Origin of the sequence: Mucilaginibacter sp. AK015 (assembly GCF_014200785.1) — a bacterium.
In the GTDB taxonomy this organism is placed as follows: Bacteria; Bacteroidota; Bacteroidia; order Sphingobacteriales; family Sphingobacteriaceae; genus Mucilaginibacter.
Map to the genome: position 1 here is coordinate 414,505 of NZ_JACHCV010000004.1, position 18,990 is coordinate 433,494.

Consider the following 18,990-nt stretch of genomic DNA (forward strand, 5'->3'; position numbering starts at 1 on the left):
TACGCCCTTCTTTATCAGTTTATTGGCCGCAAATTTGTATTTGTAATATCAACAGTACATTTAATCCAATTATCATGTTAAAAGATTCAAAAGCGTTCAGCGGCTTTTCGGTAAACGATATCGATAAAGCGAAAGAGTTTTATGGCGAAGTATTAGGCCTTCGGGTTGATAAGACCGAAGATATGGGTGGTATGCTCAACATTCATATCAATGGCAACAGCAACAGCATACTGGTATATCCAAAGTCAAACCACCAGCCGGCTACCTACACCATTCTTAATTTTCCGGTAAAGGATGTGGAAGCGACGGTGACCGAACTAACTGCCCGGGGCGTAAAGTTCGAGATATATGATAGTGAGTATTTAAAAACCGACGAGCGCGGCGTATCAAAGGGCAACGGCGGCCCAACCATTGCATGGTTTAAAGATCCGGCGGGCAATTTTTTGTCAGTGATCGAGACCGACCGGTAGCGAGCCCTTTAATTGCTAGGTAAATTTTTTTCAAAACCATTTGTTGTGAATGCCTGTTTACATGTAAACTAATTATAAAACGTTATGGACAGTAAACAAAATGTAGGCAGCCCTGACAGGGACAGGATAAACGTAAACGAAGATTACGAACTGCAATACTGGAGCGAAAAATTTAATATCAGCCGCGATGAACTTAAAGAGGCGGTGAAGGCAGCAGGGACATCTGTTAAGGCAGTGCAAGCATATTTGAACAAATAACCTGTACAGCCATGAGCCTGGAAAAATACGTCGAAAAGAGGGATTTTACTAAAACCTCGGAGCCTAAAGCCGGCAGAAGCAAGGATAAGGATAAGCTGATGTTCGTGATACAAAAACACGATGCGTCGCGCCTGCACTACGACTTCAGGCTGGAGATGGACGGCGTATTAAAAAGCTGGGCAGTGCCAAAGGGGCCCTCAACCGACCCAAAGAACAAGCGCCTGGCTATGATGGTAGAAGACCACCCCTTTGATTACCGCAACTTTGAAGGCATTATCCCGAAGGGCGAGTATGGGGGCGGTACCGTTATTGTTTGGGATGAGGGCACCTATGAGCCTATAGAAGAAATAAAGGGCGGAAAAAAAGCGCAGGAAAAGCACCTGCTTAAACAGCTTGAAGCCGGTTCGCTGAAGATAAAGTTACACGGCGAAAAGCTTAAAGGGGAGTACGCCCTGGTGAAAACCCATGGCATGGGCGAGAATGGGTGGCTGCTGATAAAGCACAAGGACGATTTTGCATCATCTGCGGATATCACTAAAAAGGATAAATCGGTTTTATCGGGCAAAACCATTGAAAAAATGGAAAAGACGAGCGAAAAGGTATGGAAGGATGGCGTCGAGCAGGATGTAGAAAAAGAAAAGCCCAAAAAGGCGTCAAAAAAAAAACTTCCTGAACCGGCTGACGAATTAGCTGACGAGGCAAAAGAAACCGGTCCCGAAGAAAAGCTTGATACTGCTGCTATCCTGAAAAAGGCGCCTAAAAGCAAGATTCCTACCGGCATAAAACCGATGCTGGCCACGCTGGTAAACGCACCATTTGACGACCCTGATTGGGTGTATGAAGTAAAATGGGATGGGTACCGCACCCTGGGCTTTATCAATAAAGGCGAAGTGCAGCTGCTGTCGCGCAATAACAAGGATTTTAATGAGAAGTACTACCCGCTTAAGAAAGTGCTGGAAGGCTGGACCCTTAATGCCGTGATTGATGGCGAAATACTGGTGCTGAACGATAAGGGGGTATCAAACTTTGGCGCCCTGCAAAATTGGCGCAGCGAGGCGGATGGCGAGTTGGTGCTTTACATTTTCGATATACTTTGGTACGAGGGTAAAAACCTGATGGATTTACCGCTTACAGATAGGCAGGCTATCCTGAAAGACGTTATCCCGACCGATGACGACCGCGTGCGGATCAGCCAAACTTTTAAGGGAAGCGGGATAGAATTTTTTGAGGCGGCAAGTAAAATTGGCCTGGAAGGTATTATGGCAAAAAAAGCCAGCAGCACTTATATACCCGACAACCGTTCTAAAGATTGGCTTAAGGTTAAAATAAATAAAAGGCAGGAAGTTGTTATAGGAGGCTTCACCAAAAACGAAGGCACAGCCAAGCAGTTCAGTTCGCTATTGCTGGGCGTGTACGAGGGCGGGCGATTTCAGTATGTAGGGAAGGTGGGTACGGGCTTTTCAGATAAGCTGCAGAAAGAGATGATGGCTATGTTTAAGCCGTTGATCACCGATAAGGTGCCCTTCACCAGCGAGCCGGACGTAAACAAACCGTCGCGTTTTCGCCCAAACCCACCAAAAGCGAAAGCCACCTGGCTTAAACCCGAACTGGTATGCGAAGTAAGCTTTGCCGAGGTAACAAGCGACGGCGTGTTCCGTCACCCGTCTTTCGAAGGGATGCGCGTGGATAAAAAGGCCAGAGATGTAGTACGCGAAGTTGAAGCAGAAACAACAGAAATTGTAGAAGAGGAACACCAAACTGAAAAAAAGCAGGAAAAACACAAGCTCGTAAGCGCGCCTAAAGAGTCGGTCAAGCGCACCCTGTTAAACCCCAAAGAAGAAACACAGGTAAAAAAGATATGCGGGCACGACCTTAAGTTTACCCATCTTAGTAAAGTTTACTGGCCAGAGGACGGTATCACCAAGCGGGATATGTTCAATTATTACTATCAGGTTGCCGAATATATTTTGCCCTATCTTAAAGACAGGCCGCAATCATTGAACCGTTTTCCTAACGGGATACACGGGCCGAGCTTTTACCAGAAAGATGTACGCGGCAAATCGCCCGATTGGGTGAAGAAATTCCCCTATACTACCAGCGAGGGCGAGGACAAAGATTATTTGGTTGGCCATGACGAAGCCACCCTGCTTTGGATGGCATCGTTAGGATGTATAGAGATGAACCCCTGGTTTAGCCGTATACAATCGCCGGATAACCCGGATTATTGCGTGATTGACCTTGACCCGGATAAAAACACCTTTGACCAGGTAATAGAAGCCGCGCAGGAAGTAAAAAAGGTGATGGATGCTATTGATGTGCCCAGCTACTGTAAAACATCGGGCTCAACCGGTATGCACATTTACATTCCGCTGGGGGCAAAGTACGATTATGATCAATCGCAGATGTTTGCCCGCCTGATAGTAAATATCGTACACCAGCAGATACCCGATTATACTTCGCTTGAGCGTATGGTAAAAAACCGTAACGGCAAAATGTACCTCGACTTTTTGCAGAACCGGCCCGGCGCAACAATTGCCGGCCCGTATTCGCTGCGGCCAAAGCCCGGCGCCACCGTATCTATGCCACTGCATTGGGACGAGGTAAAACCCGGATTGACCATGAAACATTTTACCATCCACAACTCCATAGCCCGCCTGAAAAAAGAAGGCGACCTGTTTAAAGGCGTTTTGGATAAAGGGATAGACCTGGAAAAAACCATCAAAAAAGCGCAGAGCATATTTCAATAAGTGTTCACGTTCGGCGCACGTGAACACCGTGAACACGCATGAACGCCTGATTATCAGGCGTATTCAAATTTGGCTCCTGACACAACAGCGCCACCATTTCGTAAAATATATTATTATGCTGCCCCGGGTTACCCAACTTAACTCGTGGCAGCAATATTACCCTAAACATCCTGAAATAAAGAAATTCGGCGAACCTTCGTCTCGATTCGCCCGGTGTCGGAGAGAGCCTCTCCACCATTCATCGTTCATTCCTAGTTAAATTATCTATCTCATAATCAAATAGTTGTAAATTATTAAGCGTAAATACTAATCAATTAGTTGCAATACTAATTGATTAGTATTAAACTTGTTTTATAATTAGAATTTTATGCAAAAACTGGCTAAGCGCGAAGAACAAATAATGCAGGTGTTTTGGAAACTGGGAAAAGCTTTTATCAAAGAGATCATCCCCGAAATGCCCGACCCCAAGCCGCATTATAACTCGGTAGCAACCATGGTGAAGATATTGGAAGAGAAAGGTTTCCTGGATCATGAAACCATCGGTAACATATACAACTACTATCCTAAAGTTACCCGCGAGGAGTACCAGAAACATGCCATGAAGGACATCGTGAGCCAGTATTTTGACGATTCGTACCCCAGTATGCTGGCCTTTTTTGCTAAAGAGCAAAAAATATCTGAACAGGAGCTGGAAGAGATATTAAACCTGATTAAAACCAATAAAAAATGATACCATACGTATTGCATGTAGCATTGCTGATAGGCGTTTGTCTTTTGTTTTACAAAGCATTGCTGCAAAAAGAAACCTTTTATCATTTAAACCGCTGGGTACTGCTGGCATGCCTGGCGGTAACCTTTTTATTGCCACTGGTACGTGTACCGCAACATTGGGCGTTAAGGGGCAGTACAGCGCCTGCGGTAACAGTAGCCGTACCGGCGGCCGCAACCAATCCGGTTGTGCAGGCAAAGCAGGTAGCTACACCGGTGCAAACGCCGCAAAACATAACTACTGCAGTTGTTACCGATACAACGCCATTGCTTCCAAAACTGTTAAGTTGGGCGCTTTGGCTTTACTGGTGCGGCGTTGCCGCCTTCGGCCTTAACTTTTTGCTACAGGTAATTGTATTGGTGCGCCAGGCATATAAAAACCAGTTTATACAGGATGGGCAGTTCAGGATAGTAGAACTGGATACTGATAAGGCGCCATGTTCTTTCGGCAATTACATTTTTATAAACCCGGCAAAATACGATTGGGAAACATATAGCCAGATACTGCTGCACGAAAAGATCCACGTAAAGCAGGGACACAGTTTAGACTTACTGCTGGCCGAACTGATGCTGGTTTTTCAATGGTTTAACCCGTTTGCGTGGCTTTACCGCAAAGAACTGGAAAACAACCTGGAATTTTTAACCGATAACGATGTACTAAACAACAACGGGGCAGAGCGGGAAATATACCAGATGAGCTTACTAAAAGTATCGGTACCCAACCTGTCTATGCGAATAACAACCAACTATAATCAATCACTTTTAAAAAAACGAATTGTTATGATGAACGCAAAACGATCAAATATCCACACCACCTGGAAATACCTATTCCTGCTGCCGCTGATGGCGTTTTTGATGTGTGCCTTTAACGAACCAGCTGCCAGTCGCCGCCCGGTAACGCTGCGTACAGAAACGGCAAATGATACATCTTTTGACCAACGTGAGGGCGTTTGGAAAGGAACTATCACCGGTAACAAGATAAGAATGGAGTTCAGGAGCGAAGACGAGAATCACAATAGCATGAACAGCAACGACTACACCGTAGACGAGTTCACCACCCTGCCAAAAGGCGCCCCTGGGGATTTTAAGCTGATACGGCAGGCCGGTACCATGAGCCTGAGCGGCAAATTTGAGGGCAATACCGGCAGCGGCAAGTACAAGTTTACCGGCAACCCCGAATATTATACATATATGGCAAGCGAAGGGATAACAGGAATAGACAAAAACGACGAACTGGCTTTTTTTATGATAAACATAAAAAAGGACTATGTTACCATGCTGCACCGCAATGGCTATAAGAATGTCTCTAAAAATGACCTTATCGCCCTGGCGGCATTAGGTGTAGATGAAGCATATATTGCGTCGTTAAAGAAGAATGGCTTTCCGCATGCATCGGCTAACGACCTGATAACCGGTAAAGCTATGGGGGTCAACGGCGCGTTCATCAGCGAGATACGTAAGGCCGGTTACCCTAATGTAAGTTTTGATAAACTGGTAAGCTTTAAAGCGCAGGGCATAAACGGGCAATATATTACTAAATTCAAAAACTTAAAAGCGGCAGCCGGTAAAGGAAAAACAGCCGCCAAAGCCAAAAACAGTGTAAGTGCCGATGATATGATAGCCTACAAGGCCTTAAATGTTGATGAAGCATTTGTAAACGGGTTTAAAAAGGCCGGCTATACCAATATAAGCACAGGCGACCTGATAGCCATGAAATCTCTTGGCGTTACGCCGGAGTTTATCAAGAGCTTTAAAGATGCGGGTTATTCTAACATATCGCAAAGTGATGCAATAGCCATGAAATCGCTCGGCATAACCCCCGAATACCTTAACGGCTTTAAAAACGCCGGCTTTACAAACATAAACCCCGATAAGGCAGCCGGGTTAAAATCGCTTGGTGTTACGCCCGAGTTTATTAAGAGTTTCAAAAGCGCGGGTTTTGATAATGTTTCGTTAGATAACGCTACCGCGCTTAAAGCACTGGGTATTACCCCCGAGTATATAAACGAAATGCGCGAAAAGGGCTTTAAATCTGACGATATCAATAAATATATTACTTTAAAGAGCGCATTTTAACTGAAGGCAATTTATAAGGAAGCCGGGTCGCGTTAAGCGGTCCGGCTTTTTACTGAAATATTATATTGCGCGTTACATCATAAAAAAGGCCCCGAACGGAGCCTTTAAATATAAGTTTTGAACGCTTGTTGTTAAGCTTTTTCTTCTTCTAAAGCCATTAATTCATCAACCAGGATACGTCCGCAATGCTCGCAAACGATGATCTTTTTACGCTGGCGGATATCAGACTGGCGCTGAGGCGGGATCTGGTTAAAGCAGCCAGAGCACGAATCGCGCTGAATGGTTACCACGGCAAGGCCATTCTTGGCGTTTTTACGCAAACGGTTGTAAGCAATAAGCAGGCGCTCGTCAATGTTTCCGGTGGCCTTTTCTGCCTGGGCGGTTAATTCCGTTTCGTCTTTTTCGGTTTCGGCGGTAATGGTGCCTAACTCATCTTTTTTGGCGTCAAGGTCTGCGCGGCGTGCTTCCAGATCAGCAAGTGCCTTTTCGTAAATAGCGGTTTTTGAGGTGATCTCGAAACCGTACTCCCGAATCTTTTTCTCGCTTACTTGTATATCCAGGCCTTGTATCTCAATCTCTTTCGAGATGGCGTCGTATTCGCGGTTATTTTTAACCTCGTTAAGCTGTGTTTCGTATTTTTTTATGTTCGATTGAGCGTCTTTTATCAGGTTCTTGCGGGTTACAATTTCATCCTCAAGATCGTCAAGCTCATTTTTTATCTTTTGTATACGGGTTTCAAGGCCGGCAACATCATCCTCCAGATCTGCAACTTCCATAGGCAATTCACCTCTTACCTGGCGTATCTTGTCAATTTTGGTGTGGATGGTTTGCAGGTCGTATAAAGCTTTAAGCTTCTGTTCTATGGTTTGTTCCATTAAATAAAATATTTGACGGGGTTTGTATTCACTTTTGTTAAACGGATGGCAAAGTTAACAAATTTTTTCTGAATAATTTCGCACAATAATTGCTGCGTAAATTGCTCACTTTCAAAATGTCCGATGTCGGCAATGAGTATTTTTCCCTCGGCATCAAAAAACTCGTGGTATTTATAATCGGCCGTTACAAAAACATCGGCCCCGGCCGCTGTGGCATGCTTCAATAAAAAGCCGCCCGAACCACCACAAACCGCCACTTTTTTAACTTGTTTGCCGGTAAAGGCCGTATGCCGTATCACAGCGCAATCCATCGCCGCTTTTACCTCGGCTAAAAATTCGGCCTCGTCCATTGGTGCATCCAGTTCGCCTATCATACCGCTGCCAATTTCCTGGTGCTGGTTGGTAAGGTTATACAGGTCGTAGGCCACTTCTTCGTAAGGGTGCGCCAGTACCAGCGCCATAATAATTTTGCTTTCCAGGTTTGCGGGGTAAACGGTCTCAATCCGCATCTCGTCCTCGTGGTGGCGTATGCCCGGTTCGCCAACGTATGGGTCGCTGTTTTCACCGCCTTTAAAGGTGCCGGTGCCTTCGGCGCTAAAGCTGCACTCGCTGTAATTGCCAATGTGCCCTGCCCCGGCATGGAATAAAGCCTTACGTACCTGCTCGGCCTGAGCAACCGGTACATAGGTAACCAGCTTTTTAAGCAGGTTATGTTTAGGCGCTAAAATGCGGGTGTTGATTAGCCCAAGGGTGTCGCATATACGCGCATTAACCCCTGCCATCACATTATCCAGGTTGGTGTGGATGGCATACAGGGCTATGTTATTGCGAATGGCTTTTTCTACCACCCGCTCTACGTATGTATTGCCGTTGAATTTTTTCAACCCTTTAAAAACAATAGGATGATGCGATATAATTACCTGGCAGCCCGTGGCAATGGCCTCGTCAACCACGGCTTCGGTGCAATCCAGGGATATCAGGGCCTGGGTTACCTCTGCGTCAGGGCGGCCAACAATCAGGCCGCTGTTATCATAGTCCTCCTGGTAAGCCAGCGGGGCAAGGGTTTCCAGGTAAGCGGTTAGCTGTGCTAATTTCATAATTTTACTAAGGTAGTAAGGGTGGTTGAGGTTTGGAAGGAATTTTTAAAGCCTTAGTTATTTACTCACCCCGACTATGCTACGCTGGTCTACCCTCTCTGCTGCGCAAAGAGGGTAGAGAAGACGATGCAGCTTATCCTCTTTGCGCGTAGCGAAGAGGGGTGTCCGGGTGAAGCGATGGCCGGGTGAGTAAAGCTGATCGCCAATGGGAAGTGCTTTTATCAGGACACAAAAAAAATCAAAACGTGCAGGTAATATTTTCTTTGGCGCCGGTTATTATTAACCTTCCAACTCTTACCTCGTTTTGATTCTTTGTGGTTACAGTGGCCTTAGGCCCTAACGTACTGTAGCTTACGTGCTTTAACAAGCTTAAGGTCGGTTAATAAAATATTCATCAGCTCTTTATCAAAGCGCGATACTAATTTATTTACAACTGAGTTTTTCTGAGTTTTCATTGTGATATATATAAAGCTGTTAATACTTAATTACAAGCCCATTTTAGCTATGTTGAAGCTTTCGTAGGCCATTTTTTGGTTATACTCATTAGCTATCGACTGGTGGTTTATCAGGTCGACAATGGTGCCGATAAGGCAAAAGCCGCCGGTGAATAAATAAAGCAGGCCCATTACAGTTTGGCCAACCATAAAGCGCTGTACGCCGGCAACCAAAACAAATCCTATCAGGGTATATAGCAAGATATCCTGCGGGCTTTTCCTTTTACTGGAATATATCATGTAAAAGCTTTGTTTTTGGGTATCGGTAAGGCTGCTTGTTGCCTGGTGCAATACTGCCAATTCCTCTGTTGTAATGCCTGGCAGCGACATATAAGGATTGTAAGTGTTCATGTTTTTTAGTTTTATATTGTGATTGATGATGTAAAACTAATATCGGGATAAAAATTCACCTACAACTAATAGGCGGCCTGTAATAAACCATCGGTAAGCGTGGTTATTTATTCGGCGAAAAAGGGGAGTGTTTGTTTTACCGACTGTGGTCCGTAAAAATGTATTTTTTGGGGAATAGCAATGTGTAAATGCGGTATAGCAGCACAGCAAATACCGGTATACCCAGCCAGTGCGCACGAAAAGAGTTTATTATATCGCCCCGGAAAAGATAGGATATGGCATGGCCTAAGCCGCAGCCCGGGCACCAGGTTAGCCCCAGGGCCTTTAAAGGGCACAAACTAAAATGGCTTTGGCCGGCCGGGTTGGTAAACGCCAGGCAGGCTAAAGCCACAATCCAAAAGGTTAATTCAAAGTACCGGTTAAATATCTTCCTAATCGACACGGTTTGATTTGGTGGTGAGCAATAAAGATACTGCAAAAGCCTCTATTACACCAACAAGCAATGCGCCGAATATGCGGCCGCTAAAACTCTGGAAGGTAGTATCGGTGCTTTGTTCGCCGCCCCAGTTTATGAATATAATGCCGGCAAAAACGGCCAGGACGCCGCCAACCAAAAGTATTTTAAAGCTTTGTATCAGGGCCTCTAAAAAGCCCATATTGCCTTTAAGTTCGCCATCCCGAAAGTTCCTGACGCCAAAATAAAGGCCGATCAGCGGGATGATTATCGAAACATATTCAATAGGAGATGCCTGGCTGTCAGTTAAGTTATACCCGCTGGAGCGCATAATAAATAACCAAATCAGGCTTAAAACACCTATCACAAGTCCGAATATTACTGAGTTCTTCATATCGTATAAAGGTTGGTAAACTATAGTGTAGTTGAAATATCATTTAAAAGTAAACATAAGCTTAAATTGTTTGCTATTATTTTATGTTAAATATTAAAGGCCTTCAAAAAAGGGGCTTTTTACCTATATTCGCAACGTTTTGAACATCCGTGATATATTAGAGCGATACAAGGCCGACGAACGGATAAAGGCATTGGCGCAAGCTTTAAATGCCGGTAAAAATCCAAGGGTACAGCTTAGGGGTCTGGTCGGGTCGGGTGATGCGGCCATGGCGGCAGCATTGTATTTTTTGCAGCACAGGCACATGATATTTGTGTTGCCCGAGCGCGAAGAGGCCGCCTACTTTTTAGCCGACCTGGAAAACCTGACCGGCAAGGATGTGTTGCTTTTTCCATCATCGTACCGCAAACCGTTTGAATTTACGCAGCCCGACAGCAGTAATGTACTGGCCCGCGCCGAGGTATTGAACGAGCTTAACCACTCCACAGAATACGGCCAGCTGATAGTAACCTACCCCGAGGCCCTCGCCGAAAAGGTGATAGACCGTTCGTCGCTGGAGAAGAACACACTTGAGATATCGGTTAATAATAAACTCAGCATCGATTTTATTACCGAGTTTTTGGTAGAGTATGATTTTGACCGGGTTGACTTTGTGTACGAGCCGGGGCAGTTCTCGGTACGGGGGGGTATTGTGGATATCTTCTCGTTCTCACACGATCTGCCTTACCGCGTGGAATTCTTTGGAGACCTGATAGAATCTATCCGCACGTTTGAGATCGAGAGCCAGTTATCGGTTGAGCAGGTGAAAAACATCACCATTGTACCTAACGTGCAGTCAAAATTCCTGACCGAGAATAACATCTCCCTGCTGGAATATGTAGAGCCTGATACGCAGGTTTGGGTAAAAGATGTACAGTTTACCCTGGATATCATCCAAACCGGGCATAAAAAAGCCACACAGCTTTGGAAAGCCCTGTCGGCAGACGAAAAGAACCAGAACCCGGATTGGATAGACCCCAAATTCAGCTTTACCGACGAAAAACTCATTGCCGACCAGCTGCATGATTTTGCCCTTGTGGAATTTGGCAAACAATTCTTTTATAACGATGCCGCGCAGATAAGCTTTGATATGCGGCCACAGCCATCGTTCAATAAAGATTTTAGCCTGCTGATACATAATTTTAAAAACAACGAGGCCGAAAAGATAGAGAACTACATCCTTACCGATTCGGCGCGGCAGGTAGAGCGTCTTTACGCGATACTGGAAGACCTGGATAAAACCGTAAAGTTTACGCCTATCAGCGTTAGTATCCGCGAAGGTTTTATTGACCGCGAACAAAAGCTGGCCTGTTATACAGACCACCAGATATTCGACCGTTATTACAAATACAAGCTAAAAAAGGGTTACCAGCGCTCGCAGGCGATTACACTCAAAGAACTGCGCGATCTTAAGCCCGGCGACTTTGTAACCCACATTGACCACGGTATTGGCAAATACGCCGGACTGGAAAAAGTGGAGGTAAACGGCAAGGTGCAGGAGATGATCCGTTTGGTATATGCCGATAACGACCTGCTTTACGTAAACATCAACTCGCTTAACCGCATCAGTAAATACAGCGGCAAAGAGGGCACAGAGCCTCGGATGAACAAGCTGGGCACCGATACCTGGGAGCGCCTTAAAAAAACCACAAAAAAAAAAGTTAAGGATATCGCCCGCGACCTGATCAAACTTTACGCCCTGCGTAAGGCGCAGGACGGCAACGCCTTTTCGCCGGATAGCTATCTTCAAACGGAGTTGGAGGCTTCCTTCCTTTACGAGGACACCCCCGACCAGGAAAAGGCTACCGTTGATTTTAAGAAAGATATGGAATCGCCGCACCCTATGGACAGGCTGATATGCGGGGATGTGGGTTTTGGTAAAACAGAGATCGCTGTTCGTGCAGCATTCAAAGCCGTAGCCGATAGCAAGCAGGTGGCCATATTGGTGCCTACAACTATTTTAGCCGCCCAGCATTACAAAACTTTCAGCGACAGGTTAAAAGGGTTCCCCGTAAATATCGATTACGTCAACCGCTTTAAAACCACCAAACAGATCAAAGATACCCTTGCCGGACTTAAAGAAGGCAAGGTGGATATCATCATTGGCACACACCGCCTCGTAAGCAAGGATGTAAAGTTTAAGGATTTGGGGCTGATGATCATTGACGAGGAGCAAAAGTTCGGCGTATCTACCAAAGAAAAGTTAAAGCAAATGCGCGCCAATGTAGATACGCTCACGCTCACGGCAACACCTATCCCGCGCACCTTGCATTTTTCGCTTATGGGCGCGCGCGATCTTTCCATCATATCCACCCCGCCGCCAAACCGCCAGCCGGTGGTTACCGAGCTGCATGTGTTTAATGATAAACTGATTAAAGAAGCGGTAGAACACGAGATTGAGCGCGACGGGCAGGTGTTTTTTATCCATAACCGGGTGGCCGACTTGCCGCAGCTTGGCGGCATGATCCATAAGCTGGTGCCAAAAGCCCGGGTGGGTATTGCCCACGGCCAGTTAGAGGGCGACGCGCTGGAAGATGTGATGCTGAAGTTTGTGAACCATGAGTATGATGTACTGGTGGCCACCACCATTATCGAGGCCGGGCTGGATATCCCGAATGCCAATACCATCATCATCAATCATGCGCACATGTTTGGCCTGAGCGACCTGCACCAGATGCGCGGCCGCGTGGGGCGAAGCAATAAAAAAGCCTATTGCTATTTGTTGAGTCCGCCTTTAAGCACCTTAACCAACGAGGCGCGCAAACGCCTGAGCGCTATAGAAGAGTTCAGCGACCTGGGCAGCGGCTTTAACGTGGCTATGCGCGATCTTGACATCCGCGGCAGCGGTAACCTGTTAGGTGCCGAGCAAAGCGGCTTTATCGCCGAAATAGGTTTTGACATGTACCATAAGATACTGGACGAGGCTATTCAGGAACTAAAAGAAGATGAGTTTAAAGGCGTGTTCCCCGAAGAAAAGCCAAAGCCCTTTATCAGCTTTACACAAATAGATACCGACCAGGAGATACTGATACCCGACGAGTATGTCACCAGTATAGCCGAGCGCTATAACCTGTACACCGAGCTAAGTAAACTGGAGAACGAAACCGAGCTGCTGGCCTTCAAGCAGCAACTGCACGACAGGTTTGGGCCCATCCCGGACCAGGTGAACGACTTGCTGAACTCCATGCGCCTGCAATGGCTGGGCAAGGCAATCGGGTTCGAAAAAGTATCGCTGAAAAAGAATGTGCTGCGCGGATATTTTATAGCCAATCAGCAATCTGCCTATTTTGAAACCGAAGCCTTTAAAGAAGTGCTTGATTTTGTGCAGCGCAACCCCCGCCGCACCAACCTTAAAGAAGTAAAGAACACCCTGCGCCTAAGCGTTGACCGCGTAGCAAATATTGATGAAGCGCTTGAGATTTTGAGCGAGATGACGGTGGTTGAGGTTTAAGAGAAGCGGCGATAGACCTAATATCTTATGTTTATGGTGTGGCCAGGAATGATGAAGTATTGAATATTAAATAGTGGCGGCCTTTAAGATTACCAAATCAGTCTTATCATATCTTTATATAAAGTGAACTTTTCATCTCCGGATATAATGACTGCATTTTCTTCCATAGCTGTAGCAATTAATAACCTATCGAATGGATCCCGATGATTATCAAAAAGCGGCACTTCTGAATATCTTTGAATATGATTATTTTGAATGGGTTCAAAAATAAACCCGTCGGTTTTGCCCTGGCTATAAACATCTTCTGTTGAAACTATAAATTCGGGAATCTTGCCCAACGTTTGTTTGATAACAAGTTCAAATAAACTTACCTGACTAAACAATATAATATTGTCAGGGTCCTCAATAATCGATAAAGCGTGTTTTGAAAGTTGAGGATTGTTTTTCTGGAACCAGATCAAACAATGCGTATCCAACAGATACTTATTCAGAGCCATTACATATAATCTTTAAGATCATCTAACGGCTCGTTAAAATCATCAGGCAATTCCGCCTTGCCCTTTAACCCACCCGGCACCCTTTTGGCTGGTTTTTGCTGAACATCGTCGGTCAAAAAGGTGACCATCACATCCGTTTTTGAATGTACCGGTGCATCTTCTGTCAGGATGATATGCCCTTCTTCGTAATATCCTTTTATGGTGGTAAGCATGATTGTAACAAATATACAAAAATGTCAATTCTATATTACAAACAATAAGCCAGTAATTTTTACCCTATCTTCTTATAAATCCCCTTTAAGTTTCTGCCAAACTCTTTATAGTCCAGGCCGTAGCCTACTACAAACTGATTGGGTATCTGGAAGGCCACGTACTTTAGTTCTTCGATGCTGTGCTCAACGGTTTCGGGTTTAAAAAGCAGGCTGCACACGGTAATAGAAGCCGGGTTGCGGGTCTGCAGTTTTTCTATCAGGTATTTTATTGTGTTGCCGGTATCAATAATATCTTCCACTAAAATTACGTCCTTGCCGGTTATCTTTACGTGCAGGTCAAAGTCATCGCGGATAGTGCGCGTGCTCGACAGGCCGCCGAGGTACGATGCCAGCTTGGTAAAGGTAACCTCGCAGGGTACCACAATTTCTTTAACCAGGTCGGCAGCAAACATAAAGCTGCCATTCAGTATCCCTACAAATATGGGCTGGCGGCCTTCAAAGTCGTTATTTATCTGCTGCGCCACCTCGGCCACACGCTGCTGGATGGTTTCGGGTGAGAACAATGGTTCAAATTCAAGGTCGTCTATTTGTAATTTCATAATGTAAACATAAGCATTGCCAAACGAATGGCGAGTTTAAACGCTATCTTTGAACCTTTTATGACAGACCATCAGATACATACCTTATCAAACGGTATCAAAATACTCTTTAAGCATTCGCCCTCACCAATTACCCATTGCTGCTTTTTACTAAACGCAGGCTCGCGCGATGAATTGCCCGGCAAAGAGGGCCTGGCCCATTTTATTGAGCATTTGCTGTTTAAGGAAACCGAAAGGCGCAGCACACCACAGATATTGAACCGGCTGGAAGTTGTAGGTGCGGACCTGAACGCCTATACCACTAAAGAATATACCTGCATACATGCATCGTTGCTAAAACAGCATTTAGAGCGTGCTATCGACCTGTTCGAAGATATCCTGTTTCATTCTACCTTCCCCGGGGAGGAGATGGAAAAAGAACGCGGCGTGATACTGGACGAGATATCATCGTACCTTGACCAGCCTGAAGAAGCCATACAGGATGATTTTGAAGAGTATCTTTTTAAGGGGCACCCCATTGGCAATAATATTTTAGGTACGCCAAAAAGTGTTGCTGCACTTAATATCGACGATATTAAGCAGTTTATATCGGCTAATAATAATACCCACCAAATGGTTTTCGCGGTTTACGGCGATTACGACTTTAACAAACTGGTGAAGCTTAGTGAAAAGTATTTTGGTGCTGTGCCCGAAAACACGAGTCAGAAGAACAGGGTGACACCGGATGCTATAAGCCATGGCATTTATGCTTTGCAAAAGCCTATCTCGCAAACGCATTGTATTATAGGGGGCAGGGCGTACCCATCGGCGCATAAAAATAAGTATGGTTTGCTGCTGCTTAACAATGTTTTGGGCGGAATGGGCATGAGTAACCGGCTTAACCTGGAGATACGCGAGAAGCAGGGTATTGCTTACACTATCGAATCTAACTACACCTCGTTAACCGACACAGGAATATTCTCTATTTACTTTGGTACCGATGCCGGTAAAGCAGACAAAGCGCTTAAGCTGGTACATAAGGAGTTAAAAAAACTGCGTGATAACAAGCTGGGGGCGGTACAGCTAAAACAGGCTAAAGAAAAATTTATAGGGCAGATAGCCCTGGCCGAAGAAAACCGCATGAGCCTGATCATATCCATGGCAAAAAGCCTGCTTGATTTTAACCATATTGATACGCTGGAAGATATTTTTGCAAAGATAAATGCCGTTAAGGCCGAAGACCTACTGGAGATAAGCAACGAAATATTTGATAATGACCGTATGATAACCTTATTATTTGAGCCTAAGTAATAAAACTTCTACCTTTGTACCATGAAATATCCTATAATAGCGTACGGCGACCCTGTTTTAAGGAAAAAGGCCACATCTATTGAACCTGAAGAGTACCCGCATATCAAAGAACTGGTAGATAACATGTTCGAAACGATGTATGGTGCCCGCGGCGTTGGGCTGGCTGCTCCGCAGGTGGGGATGTCTATGCGATTGTTTGTAGTTGATGTTACTCCTTTTGATGACGAAGAACCCGAGCTGAAGGATTTTAAAAAAGTATTCATCAATGCCTGCATGCTTGAGGAAAGCGGTGAGGAATGGGCCTTTAACGAGGGCTGTTTAAGTATCCCGGACATCAGGGAAGATGTAATCCGTAAATCGACCATCAAAATATCATACTACGACGAGAACTGGAAACACCACGAAGAAACGTTTAGCGGAATGGCCGCCCGTGTTATACAGCACGAGTACGACCATATTGAAGGCAAACTATTTACCGATAAGCTGAGCCCGTTGCGCAAGCGCCTGATAGAAAAAAAGCTTAACGATATTTCAAAAGGCTCCGTGGATGTTGACTACCGCATGAAATTCCCGGCCGCCAAGAAGGGGAGATAGAGTCAAGAGGTCGAGATATAAGAATCAAGACCGGAGAAATATATATAACAAAAAAGGGTTACGGTAATTCGTAACCCTTTTTTGTTGTATGCTTTGTTTTTGTCTTGATTCCTGACTCTGAAATTCTTGCCTCTCTTACTTCCCGTCCCCGTCTGTTATCGATTTGATTAAGCTTCCCCAGGCAAGCGGGTTAAGCAATGGGTTGGTGCGCGAGTGCTGGTTAACAATATCCTGGTGCATGCTTTGGGCGTTGGCCGATTGTATTTCCTGGCCATCCCGGGGCAGCGAATTGGTTAAGGCCACTATTGATGTACGGCTGATGTTCTTACGCGCGATCTCCAGGTCGTCGTCGGCTATTTTAGCATTGACGAAATCCTTCCTGAACTCATCTGTGGTGGCCCAGGGAAATACCCGCACCATTGGCAAATTGGTAATTTGCGGTTTGATCAGCACCTGGGTGGTAAAGCTCCTGTTTTTTAAATTTGACGGTATCACAACGGTGACCGGCGCGTAACCGATGGCCGTAAACTGAAGCGAATCCTGCTCGTGCACCACGAACGAGAAGTAGCCCTTATAATTGGTGATCACAAGTGAGTTATGATTGCTTTTATTGGTAACACTTACGTAAGGGACGATGATATTGGTACTATCGGCATTGTATACCACACCTGTAAACTGTATCAGCGGGCTCTCTTTTTGCTGCGAGAACGCCGATAAGGATGTGAGTAAGAACAATATGCCAATTAGTTTTTTCATTTAGCTTGTTGCTACAAAAAGTCCTGCCCGTGTATGTTTGTTTTAAACAGGCCGGTAAAAATACATTTTTGCAAAACAGCAATAAACGCATTTAACACTTCTTAACACTATCTTAAGTTTTCCGGGAGCACGGCATTGGGGTCGTCAATGTCGGTAAGGTTTACTGCTTCTATGCCGGTTATTTCCGGTACTGCCTTTAAAATGGCCTGCTCGATCCCCGCCTTTAGCGTCATGATGCTCATGGGGCACGACCCGCATGAACCCAGCAGCTTTAACCTCACCACTTTTTCAGGAGTAATTTCTTCAACAGAAACGTTACCTCCATCGGCCTCTAAATAAGGCCGTATGGTATTCAACGCCGCTTCCACCTGATCTGTTAAACTCATTATATTAAATTATAAAGTAAAGTTATTAATTATTTACCACATTTAAGTTATCAGCCTTTTGAGCGTTGCATATAGAAACCTGCTGGGCAACGCGCCGTGCCATTTCCATAAATGCGGTCGTCATTACACCATCATCATCTAAAACTATTGGCCTGCCGGCATCGCCCGAATCGCTTATGCCTTTTATCAGCGGTATCTCGCCTAAAAAGGGCACATCCAGTTGCTGTGCAAGCCGCTGGCCGCCGCCTTGTCCAAAAATGTAGTATTTGTTGTTGGGCAGTTCTTCGGGTGTAAAATAGGCCATATTTTCCACTATGCCCATTACCGGTACATTTATAGCTTCCATCATAAACATGCCGATACCTTTCTTAGCGTCGGCCAGGGCTACATTTTGCGGTGTGGTAACAATTACCGCCCCTGTAACCGGGAAGCTTTGGGTAACGGTGATGTGTATATCGCCGGTGCCAGGCGGCAGGTCAATCACCAAATAGTCAAGCTCGCCCCAGTCGGCATCGTTAAACAGTTGTTTTACCGCGCTCGATACCATTGGCCCGCGCCACGGCACAGGTTGGTTTGGATCGGTAAAAAAGCCGATGGATAGCAACTTTATGCCATACTTTTCAATCGGTTCTATGCGTGTTTTGCCATCAACCTGGCTGGCTTTAGGCCGCTCGCCCTCCAGGCCAAACATGATTGGGATGGACGGCCCGTAGATATCTGCATCTATCAAACCCACTTTGGCGCCCGTTTTGGCCAAAGCCAAAGCCAGGTTAACCGACACGGTTGATTTGCCTACACCGCCCTTGCCCGATGCCACCGCTATAATGTTTTTCACACCCGGCACGCCCGTATTTTTTTGCGAAGTAACCCGCGATGTCATGTTTACGGTTACCTCGATATCCTTGCTGATGAAATGGCCGATGGCATTGCGGCAGGCATTTTCAATTAAGGCCTTTAAGGGGCACGCGGGTGTAGTTAAGACCACCGAAAAGCTTAGCTTATTGCCGTCAATATGTATGTCCTGTATCATGTTTAAGGTTACCAGATCTTTTTTAAGATCGGGCTCCTCAACATTTCCAAGTGCTTGTAAAACTTGTTCTTTAGTAAATTCCATTTTATTTTGGTATAAAAATACGAAAACAGGTAGCAGCATGCGTTGTTATAAAAAACAATTTGCAGTTT

General features: G+C 45.4%; 20 protein-coding genes. 8 read left to right on the forward strand and 12 right to left on the reverse strand.

The window, feature by feature from the left end:
- Positions 1–74 precede the first annotated feature (74 nt).
- The 5 genes from HDC91_RS16780 to HDC91_RS16800 all read left to right on the forward strand — a co-directional run bounded on the left by HDC91_RS16780 (position 75) and on the right by HDC91_RS16800 (position 6,319).
- On the forward strand, positions 75–470 hold the full coding sequence (locus tag HDC91_RS16780) for a VOC family protein (protein WP_183554123.1): 396 nt from the start codon (positions 75–77) through the stop codon (positions 468–470).
- Positions 471–554: 84 nt separating this feature from the next.
- On the forward strand, positions 555–728 hold the full coding sequence (locus tag HDC91_RS16785; protein ID WP_183554125.1) for a DUF3606 domain-containing protein: 174 nt from the start codon (positions 555–557) through the stop codon (positions 726–728).
- Between the two features lie 11 nt (positions 729–739).
- On the forward strand, positions 740–3,475 hold the full coding sequence (ligD, locus tag HDC91_RS16790; protein WP_183554127.1) for a DNA ligase D: 2,736 nt from the start codon (positions 740–742) through the stop codon (positions 3,473–3,475).
- 367 nt (positions 3,476–3,842) lie between these two features.
- A complete protein-coding gene (locus HDC91_RS16795) occupies positions 3,843–4,205 on the forward strand; it encodes a BlaI/MecI/CopY family transcriptional regulator (protein ID WP_162430066.1) in 363 nt (120 codons plus the stop codon).
- Positions 4,202–6,319 (forward strand): M56 family metallopeptidase, encoded by a 2,118-nt coding sequence (locus HDC91_RS16800; protein ID WP_183554129.1) that lies wholly within the window; start codon positions 4,202–4,204, stop codon positions 6,317–6,319. Before HDC91_RS16795 ends, HDC91_RS16800 begins: the two co-directional genes overlap by 4 nt.
- A 131-nt stretch (positions 6,320–6,450) precedes the next feature.
- Here HDC91_RS16800 and HDC91_RS16805 read toward each other — a convergent pair whose 3' ends face one another.
- The 6 genes from HDC91_RS16805 to HDC91_RS16825 all read right to left on the reverse strand — a co-directional run bounded on the left by HDC91_RS16805 (position 6,451) and on the right by HDC91_RS16825 (position 9,984).
- Positions 6,451–7,194 (reverse strand): zinc ribbon domain-containing protein, encoded by a 744-nt coding sequence (locus HDC91_RS16805; RefSeq protein ID WP_162430068.1) that lies wholly within the window; start codon positions 7,192–7,194, stop codon positions 6,451–6,453.
- Positions 7,194–8,291 (reverse strand): Nif3-like dinuclear metal center hexameric protein, encoded by a 1,098-nt coding sequence (locus tag HDC91_RS16810; RefSeq protein WP_183554136.1) that lies wholly within the window; start codon positions 8,289–8,291, stop codon positions 7,194–7,196. The genes HDC91_RS16805 and HDC91_RS16810 overlap by 1 nt, the downstream gene beginning before the upstream one ends.
- Positions 8,292–8,620: 329 nt before the next feature.
- Complete coding sequence (locus tag HDC91_RS20055) at positions 8,621–8,746, reverse strand: hypothetical protein (protein ID WP_255456705.1); 126 nt, start codon at positions 8,744–8,746, stop codon at positions 8,621–8,623.
- A 30-nt stretch (positions 8,747–8,776) separates the two neighbouring features.
- Positions 8,777–9,136 carry a TM2 domain-containing protein gene (locus tag HDC91_RS16815; RefSeq protein WP_183554138.1) on the reverse strand — a complete coding sequence of 120 codons (360 nt, stop codon included), beginning with the start codon at positions 9,134–9,136 and terminating at the stop codon, positions 8,777–8,779.
- Positions 9,137–9,272: 136 nt separating this feature from the next.
- Positions 9,273–9,578 (reverse strand): DUF2752 domain-containing protein, encoded by a 306-nt coding sequence (locus HDC91_RS16820; RefSeq protein ID WP_370576850.1) that lies wholly within the window; start codon positions 9,576–9,578, stop codon positions 9,273–9,275.
- A complete protein-coding gene (locus tag HDC91_RS16825; protein ID WP_183554140.1) occupies positions 9,568–9,984 on the reverse strand; it encodes a DUF4199 domain-containing protein in 417 nt (138 codons plus the stop codon). The genes HDC91_RS16820 and HDC91_RS16825 overlap by 11 nt, the downstream gene beginning before the upstream one ends.
- Positions 9,985–10,123: 139 nt before the next feature.
- Here HDC91_RS16825 and mfd point away from each other — a divergent pair, with 139 nt between their 5' ends.
- Positions 10,124–13,474: a transcription-repair coupling factor gene (gene mfd / locus HDC91_RS16830; protein ID WP_183554142.1), complete on the forward strand. Its 3,351-nt coding sequence runs from the start codon at positions 10,124–10,126 to the stop codon at positions 13,472–13,474.
- An 89-nt stretch (positions 13,475–13,563) separates the two neighbouring features.
- Here the strand turns inward: mfd and HDC91_RS16835 are convergent, their stop codons facing one another.
- Genes HDC91_RS16835 through hpt form a run of 3 tightly spaced genes read right to left on the reverse strand, consistent with a single transcriptional unit; the run spans position 13,564 to position 14,782 of the window.
- Positions 13,564–13,971, reverse strand: coding sequence for a type II toxin-antitoxin system VapC family toxin (locus HDC91_RS16835; protein ID WP_183554144.1), 408 nt, complete (start codon positions 13,969–13,971; stop codon positions 13,564–13,566).
- Complete coding sequence (locus HDC91_RS16840; RefSeq protein WP_183554146.1) at positions 13,971–14,183, reverse strand: DUF2281 domain-containing protein; 213 nt, start codon at positions 14,181–14,183, stop codon at positions 13,971–13,973. Before HDC91_RS16840 ends, HDC91_RS16835 begins: the two co-directional genes overlap by 1 nt.
- A 59-nt stretch (positions 14,184–14,242) precedes the next feature.
- Positions 14,243–14,782: a hypoxanthine phosphoribosyltransferase gene (hpt, locus tag HDC91_RS16845; RefSeq protein WP_183554148.1), complete on the reverse strand. Its 540-nt coding sequence runs from the start codon at positions 14,780–14,782 to the stop codon at positions 14,243–14,245.
- A gap of 27 nt (positions 14,783–14,809) precedes the next feature.
- On the opposite strand from hpt, the gene HDC91_RS16850 reads away from it, so the two are divergent.
- Complete coding sequence (locus HDC91_RS16850) at positions 14,810–16,072, forward strand: pitrilysin family protein (RefSeq protein WP_255476767.1); 1,263 nt, start codon at positions 14,810–14,812, stop codon at positions 16,070–16,072.
- Between the two features lie 21 nt (positions 16,073–16,093).
- Positions 16,094–16,666 (forward strand): peptide deformylase, encoded by a 573-nt coding sequence (def, locus tag HDC91_RS16855; RefSeq protein ID WP_183554152.1) that lies wholly within the window; start codon positions 16,094–16,096, stop codon positions 16,664–16,666.
- 135 nt (positions 16,667–16,801) lie between these two features.
- Here def and HDC91_RS16860 read toward each other — a convergent pair whose 3' ends face one another.
- The 3 genes from HDC91_RS16860 to HDC91_RS16870 form a co-directional block, all read right to left on the reverse strand.
- Entirely contained in the window at positions 16,802–17,422 is a 621-nt protein-coding gene (locus tag HDC91_RS16860) for a hypothetical protein (RefSeq protein WP_183554154.1), read from the reverse strand.
- Positions 17,423–17,529: 107 nt separating this feature from the next.
- On the reverse strand, positions 17,530–17,808 hold the full coding sequence (locus tag HDC91_RS16865; protein ID WP_162430078.1) for a NifU family protein: 279 nt from the start codon (positions 17,806–17,808) through the stop codon (positions 17,530–17,532).
- Positions 17,809–17,833: 25 nt separating this feature from the next.
- Positions 17,834–18,922: an Mrp/NBP35 family ATP-binding protein gene (locus tag HDC91_RS16870; protein WP_183554156.1), complete on the reverse strand. Its 1,089-nt coding sequence runs from the start codon at positions 18,920–18,922 to the stop codon at positions 17,834–17,836.
- Positions 18,923–18,990 lie beyond the last annotated feature (68 nt).